Consider the following 12,988-nt stretch of genomic DNA (forward strand, 5'->3'; position numbering starts at 1 on the left):
GGCGGGCGGTGCGGGGGTTCGGTGGCGTCAGCCGATGCCGTAGCCGGTCGTCGTCTGACGGTCGTCCCACACCCGGGTGATCGCGTTGACGACCGTCACGGATCTCGTCGTCGGGGCGCAGATGGGCCTTCAGCAGATCGCTGCGGGCGACGACACCGAGCAGACGCCATCACGTCGTCGACCGTCCAGAGTCGCATCACAGCCCTCCTCGTCGTCTCTCACGCCGGAACTCGACAGACCGGCCGGGCAGGCGAGACTCGGCGACCTGCCATCCGGCCGCCCGGTGAACGGGGCGGCGACGCCCGGCGCCGGCCGGGCGGCGCCTTCCCTGACCGGGCCAGGCGGCCCGTCACGCCGGCCTGGGGCGTGGGCCATGGGTGGGGCGGCGACGGAGGTGCCGCAACCGCGACCGCAGACGTTCCTGCACGAGATCGATCGCCTCCTGCATCGTCGAACCGACGGCGTGCACGTGAACGCCGACGCCGTTGACGTCCGCCTGGACGTCGACACGGTGACCGGGTGCGGCTGCGTCCAGCGTCAGCCGGACACGCAGCACCGGCGCCGACGCGTGCTGCACCGCTGCGGTGATCTTCTCCCGGGCGTACTCTCGGGCCTCCGGCGTGACGCCACCGTGAGTGTGCACCTGCGGCTCGATGACCAGATCGCTGACGGTCATGGTCGCCTCCTCGAGGTCGTCGTCCGTTCTGTTCGACGGGCGCATCCCTACGATGATCCGATGCCACTTCGCCTGGTAGGGCCGTTCGACCCGGCCGGCGGTTCTGCCCCGGCGAGCGGCTCCGGTCAAGGGTTCCCGGGTTCTCCCGCCTTTTCCTGGCAGCGACGGCAACGCGTGGGGCACGGGGTCAGAGCGGCCCGGGCGGCCAGCCCACTGCCGTGCAGGACGGTGGTCACCGCCTCGTCCAGGCCGGCTGACTCCGGGATGACGACTTCGCCGGGGATGCCGAGCAGGTCCCGTTCGGTGTACCAGTCGTGCATGGTCTCCGCGGTCACCGGGATCGGCTCGGCGCGGTTCCGGTGGCGCCGCAGGGTCTCCTCGAAGGAGACGTCCAGGTAGTGGCAGCTCACCGGACCGGGATGGGACTCGATGAGGTGCCGCAGGTGGGTGGCGTACTCGCGGGTGTGCAGGATGCCTTCGAGGATCACGTGGTATCCGGCTTCCAGGGCCGCTCTCGCCGTGCCGGTGAGGAAGGCGGGTGCCACCGCGTCGTCGCCGAGGCCGCCGTGTTCGCGCAGCAGGACCCGTCTCAGGTGATCCTGTTCGATGAGGGCGCAACCGCGTCCGTACCGGCGGCGGACCTCTCTGGCGGTGGTGGTCTTTCCGCTGCCGGAGTTGCCGCGCACGATGATCAGGGTGGGCGGCTCAGACATGGGCCTTCTCGGGCGAGCGCACGGAAGCCGTGGCGAAGGCCGCCCCGCCGATCGCGGCCACCGCGCCGCAGAGGATCAGGGTCGTGCGGTAGCCGAAGTGTTCCACTGCCACACCGGACAGGATGCCGGAGATCAGCAGGCCGGTGGTGGAGGCGTTGGCGAACAGTGTGGTGGCACGGCCGGTCGCGGGGGCGAGGTGGTCCTGGAAGTAGCGGATGCCGGCTGTCGCGACGATCGCGATCGCGATGCCCCGGAGGACCTGTCCGGCCAGCAGCAGCGGCATACCGGTGGCCGCGACGGTCACCAGGTGGTAGGCGGCGAAGGTCGCGAAACCGGTCAGCATCAGGGTTCGCTGGCCGATTCTCGCGGGTAGTGCGGCCAGGCCCAGCGTGGTCACCACCTCCACGACGGCGCAGACGCTGAAGAGGACACCCATGGACGCGGCCGGCTGGTGCAGGCCCCGGGTGACGAACAGCGACAGGGCCAGTCCGCCGGCGAACATCGCGGTGAAGAACAGGGTGACACTCACCGTCAGCAGGACGGGTGTCTCGCCGGGGGCCGTGGCGGTGGTGGCGGCGGGCACCGGATCCGGCCGGGGCACCGCCAGCACGGTCAGGGCGGCGATCAGGTACGCCGCGGACGCCGTCCACATCAGCCAGGAGTAGCCGCCCCGGGACAGCACCAGCGCGCCGGCCAGCGGGCCCACCGCCCACGCCGTCGACCACGCCGCGCGCAGCAGTGGTGTCGATCGGCCCTCGCCCAGCACCGCCCGGCTCAGCGCGAACAGCTGCGGAAACGCCGCACTGACCGCCCCGAAGACCGTCGCCGCCATCAGGAGCAGCAGCGGGAAACTCGTCACCCGGGGCAGCACCAGATAACCGGCGGCGCCCAGCAGCATCACCGCGATCGCGTACGTACGGGACGGGCGGCGGTCGAACAGGCGGCCGAGCGTCCAGCTGATCGTGATCCCGCCCAGCGCGAACGCCGAGATCCACACGCCGAGCTGCAACGGGGACATCCCGACCACGTCGGCGCCGAACAGGACCACATAGGAGTTGACCATCGAGTCCGCGAACCCGAACAACAGGATCGCGGACGCCAGCGTCATCAGGGGCACGAGAACTTCGTACCGGTCGGAGGCCGGAACCGCGCGCGAATTATCTCCCGGCGCCGGCGGTCCGGGAGCGCGCGTGGATCCGCTCCTGGAGGAGCTGGACGAGGTGGACACCGGAGACACCGGCCAGATCGTCGGCCTGGGTGCGGCAGGAGAAGCCGTCGGCGAGCAGCACGTCGCCCTCCTCTGCCTGCGCCAGGGCCGGCAGGAGCTGCTGCTCGGCCACCTGCACGGACACCTCGTAGTGGCCACGTTCGACGCCGAAGTTGCCGGCCAGGCCGCAGCAGCCGCCCAGCCGCTTGACGGTCGCGCCGGCCTGCTTGAGCAGTTTCGCGTCCGCGTCCCAGCCCATCACGGCGTGGTGATGGCAGTGCGGCTGGGCGATCACCCGTACCCCCTGGAGGTCGGGAGGGGTGTAACCGGGGGTGGCGGCGAGCAGCTCGGCCACCGTCATGGTCGCCGCGGCGACCGCCCGGGCGGCCTCGTTGTCGACCAGTTCGACGGCGTCCTGGCGCAGCACGCCGGTGCACGACGGCTCCAGGCCGACGATCGGGATGCCCTGCTTCGCGGCCTCGTGCAGCTCGGCGACGGTGCCGCCGAGGATGCGGCGGGCCGCGTCGAGCTGGCCGGTGGAGATCCAGGTCAGCCCGCAGCAGGCCTTGCGGCTGGCGACCCGCGGCGCATAACCGGCGTCGACCAGCACGTCCACGGCGGCGCGGGCGATCTCCGGCGAGAAGTGGTCGGTGAAACTGTCCACGAACAGAACCACCGGTTTGCCGGTCTGCACCGGCTTGAACGACGACCGGAACGTCTTCGGCGCGAAGGCGGGGATGGTGCGGCGCTTGTCGACCCCGGCGATCCACAGCGCGATGCCCTTGATGCCGGGCAGGCTGGTGGCCAGGTTGGCGAGCGCGGGCATCTTCGAGGCGAGCCGGGACCAGCGCGGCAGCCAGCCCAGCGAGTAATGCGACCGCGGCCGCACCCGCCCCTTGAAACTCTGGTGCAGAACCTCGGACTTGTAGGCCGCCATGTCGATCCCGGTCGGGCAGTCCGACGCACATCCCTTGCACGACAGACAGAGATCCAGCGCATCGTGTACGGCCTCCGCGCGCCAGTCCGGAGCGAGATCACCGTCGAGCATCTCCTGGAGCACGCGGGCGCGCCCCCGGGTGGAGTCCTTCTCGTTCTTCGTGGCCAGGAAGGACGGGCACATCACCCCGCCGAGGACCCGGGTGTCGACGCGGCACTTGCCGACGCCGGTGCACCGGTGCACGGCCTGGTTGAAGTCGCCGCCGTCGTGGTGGTAGGCGAGCGCCAGCGGCACCGTGACCTTGCGTGCCTGCGAGACGCGGATGTTGGCGTCGACCGGGTCCGGGTCGACGAGGTTGCCCGGGTTCAGCAGGTTCCTCGGGTCGAAGACGCCCTTGATCTGCCGGAACAGGCCCATCGCCTCGGGTGAGTACATCCGGGAGAGCAACTCGGAGCGGGCCCGGCCGTCGCCGTGTTCGCCGGAGAGCGATCCGCCGTAGCTGACGACCAGGTCGGCGGCGTCCTCCAGGAAGGACCGGAACAGCGCCGGGCCGTTCGGCTTGTCCAGCGGGAAGTCCAGTCGCACGTGGACACAGCCGTCGCCGAGGTGCCCGTACGGCATGACGCTGAGCCCGTGCCGGCCGCACAGGGCGTCGAAGTCGCGCAGGTAGGAACCGATCCGTGCGGGCGGGACCGCGGCGTCCTCCCAGCCGGCGTGCGCGGGCAGACCGCTCGGGGCCCGTCCGGCCAGGCCGGCGCCGTCCTCACGGATCTTCCACAGCGGAGCGGCCTCGGCGGTGTCCTCGACGATCCGGTGGTCGACCGCCTCGGCGACCTTGACGAGCCGGCCGACCCGGTCGCGGACCTCGTCGGGGTCGTCGCCGGCGATCTCCACCATCAGCCAGGCCGCGCCGCCGGGCAGGGGCGGCACCGCGCCGGGACCCCGGCGCGAGCGGACCAGGTCACAGATCCGGTGGTCGAGGCCCTCGCAGGCGGTCGGGCTGAACTCCAGGATCTGCGGGATGACGTCGCCGGCGGTGCCGAAGTCGGGGTAGCCCAGCACGACCAGCGTCCGGTGGGCCGGGTCGGCGACCAGACGTACCGTCGCCTCGGTGATCACCGCGAGGGTGCCCTCGCTGCCGACCAGGAATTCGGTGAGGTTGAAACCGTTCTCCGGCAGCAGGTGCTCGACGGCGTAGCCGGAGACCTGGCGGCCGAAGGTCGCGAACTCGGTCCGCCCGATCGCCAGGTTGGCGCCGATGACGTCGCGCAGCCGGTCCACGCTCTTGGACGTGGACAGTTCCTCGCCGTCGATCGTGTACGCCGTGAGGGCGAGCGTGTTGTCCGAGGTCCGGCCGTAACCAAGGGTGCGCGACCCGCACGAGTTGTTGCCGATCATGCCGCCGATGGTGCAGCGGGTGTGTGTCGACGGGTCCGGCCCGAACCGCAGCCCGAACGGCTTGGCGGCCGCCTGGAGCGTGGCCTGGACCGTGCCGGCCTGCACCCGTGCCGTCCGGGCGTCGCCGTCAACCTCCAGCACCCTGTTCATGTGGCGGCTGAAGTCGAGGATGATGCCCGGGCCGATCGCGTTGCCGGCCACGCTGGTGCCGGCGCCGCGGGCGGTGACCGGCACCCCGGTCTCCCGGCTGACGGCCAGGGTCGCCAGGACGTCGTCGTCGTGCCGCGGGCGGACGATCAGCTGCGGCACGATCCGGTAGAGGGAGGCGTCACTCGCATACGCCGACCGGTGCGCCGCATCGGTGAGGACATCGGTGACGCCCGCCCGGTGCAGCAGGGCGGCGAGGTCGGCACTTGTCACGCAGATCTCCAAGGCTGTCTTGGGGCTGGTCCGCCTTGGGCAGCGTGCGGCGGTGAACCTGCTTCGGGACGTCGCCGCCATGGTAGTCGCCGCTGATTCAGCCCCTGCGCAGCGCCGGTTTCGCTGTGAGATCGGTAATCACCGCGGCCCCTGTTGGCAACTCGACAAAAGGGCGATAACCTCCTGCCCGTACGTTCCACAGAAGATCAGTTTCACCAGCGCCGCAAGGAGACGCGTGTGGGGCGGAATGAGTCTCCCTCGGGCGAGGACCAGCGTCCTCCCGCGCTGCGTGTCGGCGGGTATGTGACGAGTCGCCGGGCGCCCCGGCACCGCGCCCCGGAGCAGGCCGAGCCGGGTGAACGGCTGCCGAACATCGCCGACTACTGGCCGGACGCGCCGCACCGGTTGCGCGCCCCGTGGGAGGCGTTCCTGCCGGTGCCGCCCCATGCCGAGTCGTCGGTGGCGGTGGAGCCGGAGGGCGGCCGGTCCGGATCGCCGGGTCGCCGGCTGCCGATCGTGCTGACCGGCGTGCTGGCCCTCTCGGTGGTGGCCGGGACGATGCTGCTGGCCCGTCCGCTCGCCGAGTCGGAGATCCGGCAGCAGCGGGCCGCGCTGCCGCCGTCGGTCATCGCGATCGAGCCGCAGATCACGGTCGCGCCGATGCCGCCGCCGTTACTGCTCTCCCCCACCGCACCCCCGTCGGCCTCGGCCACCCCCACCACCCCGGCCGTCGAGTCGGCCCGACTGGAGTTCGTCACCGGCGTCACCGACCTGTCGGTGCGCATCGCCGACCTCGGTGGCCGGCCGTTCGAGGTGACCGCCCCGGACGGGTCGGCGGTCGACGCCACCACCTCGTTCACCGGCGGTGTGCTGCGCATCGAGATCGACCCGGGCGGGTCGAGCGGCGCGGTCGAGGTCCGGCTCAGCGACCGCATCGTCTGGGGTCTCCAGCTGGCGGCCGGGGTGAAATCGGCCCGGTTCGACACCACGGCGGGCACGGTGAGCCGGATCGACCTGGACGGCGGAGCGGAGAGCATCAGCCTGGTCCTGGGCCGGCTGTCCGGTGTCGTGCCGATCCGGATGACCGGCGGCGTGAGCAACTGGCGGATCTGGACCGACGGCCGGCTCCCGGCGCGCGTCACCGTGGGCGACGGCGCCGGGAACGTGATCCTGTACGGCGACGAGCACGGCGGCAGCGGCCCCGGCACGGTCATCCGGTCGGGTGACCTGGGCGACGGCCCCGGCCTGGACGTCGACGCCGCCGGCGGCATGGGCTCTCTCGAGATCAGCTCGACGGACCAGTCGGGCCGGGGCCGCACCCGCCGCTGACCACCCCCGGTCCCTCCTGGGCGATCGCCTCGGCGATGCGCTTGATGCGCTGCAGACGGGCGTCCCAGGCGGCGCCGACCGACGACAGCTGGGCCACCGCGCGGGCCAGCTGGGCGTCGTCGACCCGGTATCGCCGCTCCCGGCCGGCCGGCGTCCCGCGCACCAGACCGGCCCGTTCCAGGACGACCAGGTGTTTGGCCACGCCCTGCCGGGTCACCGACAGTCGTTGACCGAGCGTGGTGGCGGTGCCGTGCCCGTCGGTCAGCAACAGGTCGAGCATCCGCCGCCGGGTCGGGTCCCCGATCGCCGACCAGAGATCGTCGTCGACCGCGTTCACGGCCGGGTGTTCACTTCCGCCCGCAGCGTGCCGGCGTAGGGCGCCAGCCGCGGCAGGAAGAAGTCCCAGCCGCTGACGTGGTCGCGCCAGGCCTCCTCGGCGACGGCTTCGCTCCAGCCGCGCTCCCGGAAACCGGTCTCGCTCATCCGCAGCAGCGTCCCGTCCCCCTGGGGCGTCAGGTCGAACGCGACCAGGAACGAGTTGCCCTGTGCGGCGGCCTCGCCCTCCGGGTGGGTCCACCGGAACGCGAACGACCGGTGCGGCCGCACGTCGACGACGGTGAACGTCTCGGACTTCTCCCCGAACGAGATCCGGCCCGCCGCCCCGGGCACGAGCGAGTAGTCGGCCTCGTCGGGCCACCACCGCTGGACGTGCTCGGGACGGCTCACCACGTCGAAGACGATCTCGGGTGACGCGTCGACGTAGATCTCGCGCTCGATGCTTCCGTACTCCATCTCAACCTCCCGCAACCTTTGGTTGCGTATGACTTTACGCCGCACCCAGGAGAATGCGCAACCTTTGGTTGCTTATGGAGAACGGCGCCCCGGCGGCCCTCCCCCTCTCAGACCGTCGCCCGGTGGACTCCGGCGCCCAGTTCGGCGTCGTCGCGCCCGGGCAGCGACAGCACCCCGGTCACCCCGGCGGGAAGGGTGACGTCGACGGTCAGCTCACCGTCGTCGAGCTGCCAGGACACGTCGATGCGGCCGTGCCGGGTGTCCAGACCCGCACGACCCCAGGTGAGCCCGCCGCCGGGACGCGGCGCGATCAGCACCCGGGAGTAGCCGGGTTCCAGGGGGGCGATGCCGCCGATCACCCGGTGCATCCAGTCGGCGACCGCACCCAGCGCGTAGTGGTTGAAGCTGGTCATCTCCCCCGGATTGATCGAGCCGTCCGGCAGCATCGAGTCCCAGCGTTCCCAGATCGTCGTGGCGCCCATCGTCACCGGGTAGAGCCAGGACGGGCACTCCCGTTGCAGCAGCAGGCGGTACGCGACATCGAGATGTCCGGTCCGGGTCAGTGCGTCGAGGATGTACGGGGTACCGGCGAACCCGGTCGAGATCCGGTAGCCGCTGTCCGCGACCAGCTCCGCCAGCCGCCGCCCGGCCGCCGCCTCGTCGTCGACCAGCCCGAACACCAGGGCCAGCGTGTAGACCGTCGTGCAGTCCGAGACGATCGTGCCGTCCGCCGACACGTACTGCTCGTTGAACGCCGCCCGGGCCCGGGCGGCGAGGTCACCGAACTCGGCCGCGTCCCGCTCCCGGCCGAGCAGGGCGGCCACCTCGGCGGTGATCGTCGCGGACCGGTGGTAGGCGGCGGTCGCGACCACCCCCGGGTCGGCCTTCGCCTTGGCCGGGTCGTCCGGTGGCGCGTCCGGGTCGAGCCAGTCGCCGAACTGGAACGACGTGTCCCACACCCCGGCCGGTGACAGCAGCGTCCGGACCCGGCGCACGTGGGCGGTCATCGAGTCGTACTGGTTCTCCAGGATCGCCCGGTCGCCGTAGGCCCGCCACAGCGTCCACGGCACCCAGACCGCGGCGTCGGACCAGAAGGCGGTGCTGTCCGGGTCGGGGAACTCCGGCACGTGCGGCAGATACTTCAGCACGTCCGGTACGACGAACGGGACCAGACCGTCGGCGGCCCGCTGCTCGGCGGCCAGGTCGGCCAGCCAGTCGGCGAGGAACGGCCCGGTGTCGAACAGGAAGGCGGCCGACGGGGCGAAGACCGCGATGTCACCGGTCCAGCCGAGCCGCTCGTTGCGCTGCGGGCAGTCGGTCGGCAGGTCCAGGAAGTTGCCCTTGGTGCTCCACACGACATTGCTGTGCAGCTGGTTGAGCAGGTCGTCGGAGCAGGCGAACGTGCCGGTGCGGCGCAGGTCGGAGTGCACGACCACGGCTTCGACGGTCGCGAAGGCCGGCTCCGGCAGGCCGGTGATCTCGGCGTACCGGAAGCCGTGAAACGTCATGGTCGGCTCGAAGAAGTCCTCGCCCCCGCTGAGGATGAACCGGTCCGTGGCCTGCGCGTCGCGCAGCGGCCGCGCGCCCAGCTCCCCGTGTTCGAGAACCTCGGCGTGCCGGATCCGGACCTCCGAGCCAGCCGGCCCGGTCGCGGCGAAGCGGATCCAGCCGACCAGGTTCTGCCCGAAGTCCACCAGCGTGCGCCCTTCGGGCGACTGCCATACCTTCACCGGCGTGAGGACGTCCTGCCTGGTCACCGGGGTGCTGATGTACGGCGTGAGCACGCCGGCGTCGAAGTCGAGGACCTTGACCGGCAGGAACCACTCGGGCTCGCCGCCCACGGCGTACCACTTGGCGGACCGGCGCCGCGCGTCGATGGTCTGCCCGTCGTAGAGGTCGTCGCCGAGCACGTCGGAGCCCCCGGCCGTCCACGTCTCGTCGGTGACGACGGTTTGCCGGTGCCCGTCGGCGAAGGTGATCTCCAGGTCGGCGATGACACCGAGGCGGTCGCCGTAGAAGGCGCGCCCGCCCATGAACCCGAGCCGCCCCCGGTGCCACCCGTTGCCGACCAGCACGGTCAGCACGGTGGCCGCCCTGCCGGTCAGCAGCCCGGTGACGTCGTGGGTCAGGTGGCGCAGCCGGTGCTCGTAGGAGCTCCAGCCGGGGCTCAGCACGTCGTCGCCGACCGGCTGCCCGTCGAGCCGGGCCTCGTGCACGCCGAGGCTGCTGATCCGCAGCGTCGCCGCGGTCACCGCGCCGTGCCCGGCGTCGAGCGTGATCTCGGTGCGGAACAGCGGGGCGCTGCCCAGCTCGCTCACGGGAGTGATCATCCGACCTTGCATGGGGCTCAACCTTTCACCGAGCCGGCGACCATGCCGGACACGATCTGGCGCTGGAAGATCATGAACATGATCAGCGGCGGAACCGTGACCAGCAGGATGTCCATGAACAGGAGGTTGTAGGAGCTGGCGTACTGGCCCTGGAAATTGAAGAGGGTCAGCTGCACGGTGGCATTCTCGTCACCGGGCAGGAAGTAGAGCGGGCTGGTGAAGTCGTTCCAGATGAACACCGTCTGCACCACGACGACGGTCACGATGATCGGCCGCAGCAGGGGGAACACGACGCGGAAGAACAGGCTGAGCGGCCCGGCGCCGTCGATCGTGGCGGCCTCGTCCATCTCCTTCGGAATGCCGGCGATGAACGCCTGGAAGAGCAGGACACAGAAGGCCATGGCGTACGCGATCTCGACCAGGATCAGGCCGGGCATGGTCTTGAACAGCCCGATCCTCTGGAGCACCCAGATGGTCGGGACCACCGCCGGCGGCAGCACCAGTCCGGACAGGATGATCAGGTTCGCCGCCCTGGTGAACCGGCTCCTACGTCGCTGCAGGACGAACCCGGCCATCGCGGCCAGGATCACGACCACCGTCACGCTGGCGACGGTGAGGATCGTGCTGTTGATGAACGCGATGATCAGCAGGTAGTCACGGGCCTCCACCACCGCCTGGAGGTTCGCCACGAACGCCCACTCGGTCGGCCACGAGAAGTCCAGCAGGGCCGATTCCTGCGCGGTCTTGCCCGCGGTGAGCACGATGAACCCGAACGGGACCAGGAAGACGACCCCGAACAGCACGACCGCCAGGCCGCTCAGCGGATAGTTGGGGCGGGGGCGGGTGCTCACTGGTCGTCCCTTCGGTTGAAGAACCAGAACAGCGGCAGCGCGATCAGGATCACCAGCAGGAACAGCACGACGTTGCCGGCCGTGGAGAGCCCGTAGAAACCGGCCTGGTACTGCTTGTAGATCACCGACGCCATCACGTCGGAGGTGAACCCGGGGCCGCCCTTGGTCATCGCCCAGATCAGGTCGAACTTGCGCAGCCCGCCGATCAGCGACAGCAGGATCACCGAGACGGTCGCCGGCTTGGCCAGGGGCAGCGTGATGTTGCGGAAGCGGTGCCAGGCACCGGCGCCGTCCATCTTGGCGGCCTCGAAATACTCGCCGGGGATCGACAGGATGCCGGCCATGTAGATGACCGTGGCCAGCCCGACGCCCTGCCAGACGTCGACGAACGCGACCGACAGCAGCGCCCAGTCCGGATCGACGAGCCAGGCCGGACCGGTGATGCCGATCAGGTCCAGCGCCTGGTTGATGACGCCCCTGGTCGGGTGCATCAGGATCTGGAAGGTGAGGCCGACGCCGATCGTGCTGACCAGGACCGGGAAGAACGCGACCGACCGCATGAAGCCGCGGCCCAGGATCGGGCCGGTCAGCAGCACGGCCAGGGCCATGCCGAGGACCACCTTCAGGCCCGAGGTCGTCACGGCGTAGACGAGCGTGTGCCGGAGCCCGGACGACAGCGCCGGCTCCCGGAAGAACTGGACGTAGTTGTCGAGGCCGATGAACTCCTGGTCGAACAGGGTCCAGCGGGTGAGGCTGAACCAGAACGCCATCACCGACGGCACCAGGAAGAAGACGGTGAAGATGACACCGCCCGGGAGGATGAACCAGTAGGGATACGGGCTTGTGCGGCGGGCGGGCTCCGGGACCGTGGTCGCCGGAGCCTCCGTCACCGCGCCGGTGACGGTCGTCATCACCAGCCCTGGAGCCCGAGCTGCTGCGCCTGCTTCTTCACGTCCTCGTCGTACAGCTTCGCGCCGTCCGCCGCGGGGCGGATGCCGGAGCCGACCTCGACGGTGATCTGCTCCAGCGCCGGGCCCTTGATCGGGGACAGGAACTCCAGCGCGGGGCTGGCGGTGCCGGCGTCCACGTACGTGCTCAGGTCCTTGACCGAGGTGGCCACGTCGTCCGGCAGCTCACAGGTCTTCACCGCGAACGGGCCACCCAGCGACGTCGCGCTCGCCTGGGCCGCACAACCGGCCGGGGAGGCCAGGAACGCCTGGAACTTCTTGGCCGCGGTCAGCTTGTCCCCCTGGGTGCTCTTCGGGATGTAGATGCCGGACGGCTCCCACAGGGTCGCGCCGTTCCTGCTCGCGTCGGTCCCGGGCAGGGCGAAGAAGCCCACGTCGTTGGTCTTGCCGGGCGCGGCGGTCTCGATGGCGGTGACCGCGAACGTGATCATCGGGTAGTGCGCGGCGGTGCCCTGAGCCACGGCGGCGAGTCCCTCGTTGTACTTGGCCGAGGCGTAGTCGTCGTTCCAGTAGCCGGCCTTCTTCAGCTCCTCCAGGTGCTGGAAGCCGGCCAGGGCGGCCGGTGTCGTCGCGTACTTGGCCTGGTTGGCGGTGTACTCGTCGGCGAAGCCGGGATCGGCGGCGGACACGTTGTGGAAGTCGGCGAGGACCAGGATCTGCGAGGTCCAGGTGTCGCTGTAGGTCTGGGCGACCGGTGCCGTACCCGCGGCTTTGATCCTGGCGTTGTTGGCCATGAAGTCCGCCCAGGTCTTCGGCGGTTGCAGGCCGAGCTTGGCGTAGAGGGGCCTGTTGTAGAGGATGCCGCCGCCGGAGATGGTCTGCCACGGCGAGCCGTAGACCTCGGTGCCGCTGGAGACGACCTTCTTGAACGTCTCGTCCAGGTCGCCGACCCAGGACTCGCCGGTGACCGGCGTCAGGTTCGTCGACGGGGCGATGGCCTGCAACAACGAGCCGGAGTTGTATTCGAACACGTCGGCCATGTCGCCGGTGGAGAGCCGCGTCTTGACCAGGTTGTCGCCCTCACTGCCCTGCGGCCGGGTGTCGAGCTTGACGTCGACGTCGGTGTTCGCGGCCTCGAACGCCGCGATGACCGCGTCGGCCACCTTGACGTTGGCGGGGTCGTTGTTGGTCAGGAAGGTGATCTGGATCTTGCCGCCGGCCTGGTCGTCACTGGACCCCAGGGACCCGGCGCTACAGGCCGACAGGGACAGGGCGCCCGCGAGCAGTACCGCCGCACCGAACCTCATATGAACCTCCGGTTTCCCGCATGTTTGTAGATCGGTCTCCGCTTGTAACAGCCGTCACAGTAGACCGGTCTACGCCGACGGCACAAGACACGGCTCGAAACGTTTCAAGGAGTGGTGAAC

The 12,988-nt window shown here is 70.5% G+C and carries 11 protein-coding genes; 1 reads left to right on the forward strand and 10 read right to left on the reverse strand.

Annotated elements, in window-relative coordinates:
* Positions 1-349: 349 nt before the first annotated feature.
* The 4 genes from BC793_RS40670 to BC793_RS40685 all read right to left on the reverse strand — a co-directional run bounded on the left by BC793_RS40670 (position 350) and on the right by BC793_RS40685 (position 5,351).
* The gene (locus BC793_RS40670) at positions 350-676 is read right to left on the reverse strand and encodes an HPF/RaiA family ribosome-associated protein (protein ID WP_158319522.1); all 327 of its coding nucleotides are present in this window, start codon (positions 674-676) and stop codon (positions 350-352) included.
* A 125-nt stretch (positions 677-801) separates the two neighbouring features.
* Positions 802-1,389, reverse strand: coding sequence for an AAA family ATPase (locus BC793_RS40675; RefSeq protein ID WP_109601962.1), 588 nt, complete (start codon positions 1,387-1,389; stop codon positions 802-804).
* Entirely contained in the window at positions 1,382-2,497 is a 1,116-nt protein-coding gene (locus BC793_RS40680) for an MFS transporter (RefSeq protein ID WP_109601963.1), read from the reverse strand. The genes BC793_RS40675 and BC793_RS40680 overlap by 8 nt, the downstream gene beginning before the upstream one ends.
* A gap of 49 nt (positions 2,498-2,546) precedes the next feature.
* On the reverse strand, positions 2,547-5,351 hold the full coding sequence (locus BC793_RS40685; protein WP_239170577.1) for an FAD-binding and (Fe-S)-binding domain-containing protein: 2,805 nt from the start codon (positions 5,349-5,351) through the stop codon (positions 2,547-2,549).
* Between the two features lie 237 nt (positions 5,352-5,588).
* Between BC793_RS40685 and BC793_RS40690 the strand changes: the two genes are divergently transcribed.
* The gene (locus tag BC793_RS40690; protein ID WP_146246692.1) at positions 5,589-6,680 is read left to right on the forward strand and encodes a hypothetical protein; all 1,092 of its coding nucleotides are present in this window, start codon (positions 5,589-5,591) and stop codon (positions 6,678-6,680) included.
* Here BC793_RS40690 and BC793_RS40695 read toward each other — a convergent pair.
* The 6 genes from BC793_RS40695 to BC793_RS40720 all read right to left on the reverse strand — a co-directional run bounded on the left by BC793_RS40695 (position 6,637) and on the right by BC793_RS40720 (position 12,868).
* Positions 6,637-7,017: an ArsR/SmtB family transcription factor gene (locus BC793_RS40695; RefSeq protein WP_275416296.1), complete on the reverse strand. Its 381-nt coding sequence runs from the start codon at positions 7,015-7,017 to the stop codon at positions 6,637-6,639. The genes BC793_RS40690 and BC793_RS40695 overlap by 44 nt on opposite strands.
* Entirely contained in the window at positions 7,014-7,472 is a 459-nt protein-coding gene (locus tag BC793_RS40700; protein ID WP_109601966.1) for an SRPBCC domain-containing protein, read from the reverse strand. The genes BC793_RS40695 and BC793_RS40700 overlap by 4 nt, the downstream gene beginning before the upstream one ends.
* A 107-nt stretch (positions 7,473-7,579) precedes the next feature.
* Positions 7,580-9,790, reverse strand: coding sequence for an alpha-L-rhamnosidase (locus tag BC793_RS40705; protein ID WP_239170578.1), 2,211 nt, complete (start codon positions 9,788-9,790; stop codon positions 7,580-7,582).
* A 29-nt stretch (positions 9,791-9,819) separates the two neighbouring features.
* Complete coding sequence (locus tag BC793_RS40710; RefSeq protein ID WP_109601968.1) at positions 9,820-10,653, reverse strand: carbohydrate ABC transporter permease; 834 nt, start codon at positions 10,651-10,653, stop codon at positions 9,820-9,822.
* On the reverse strand, positions 10,650-11,564 hold the full coding sequence (locus BC793_RS40715; RefSeq protein WP_109601969.1) for a carbohydrate ABC transporter permease: 915 nt from the start codon (positions 11,562-11,564) through the stop codon (positions 10,650-10,652). Before BC793_RS40715 ends, BC793_RS40710 begins: the two co-directional genes overlap by 4 nt.
* The gene (locus BC793_RS40720) at positions 11,564-12,868 is read right to left on the reverse strand and encodes an ABC transporter substrate-binding protein (protein WP_109601970.1); all 1,305 of its coding nucleotides are present in this window, start codon (positions 12,866-12,868) and stop codon (positions 11,564-11,566) included. The genes BC793_RS40715 and BC793_RS40720 overlap by 1 nt, the downstream gene beginning before the upstream one ends.
* Positions 12,869-12,988 lie beyond the last annotated feature (120 nt).

The sequence above is a fragment of the Actinoplanes xinjiangensis genome, from assembly GCF_003148685.1.
GTDB lineage: Bacteria > Actinomycetota > Actinomycetes > Mycobacteriales > Micromonosporaceae > Actinoplanes > Actinoplanes xinjiangensis.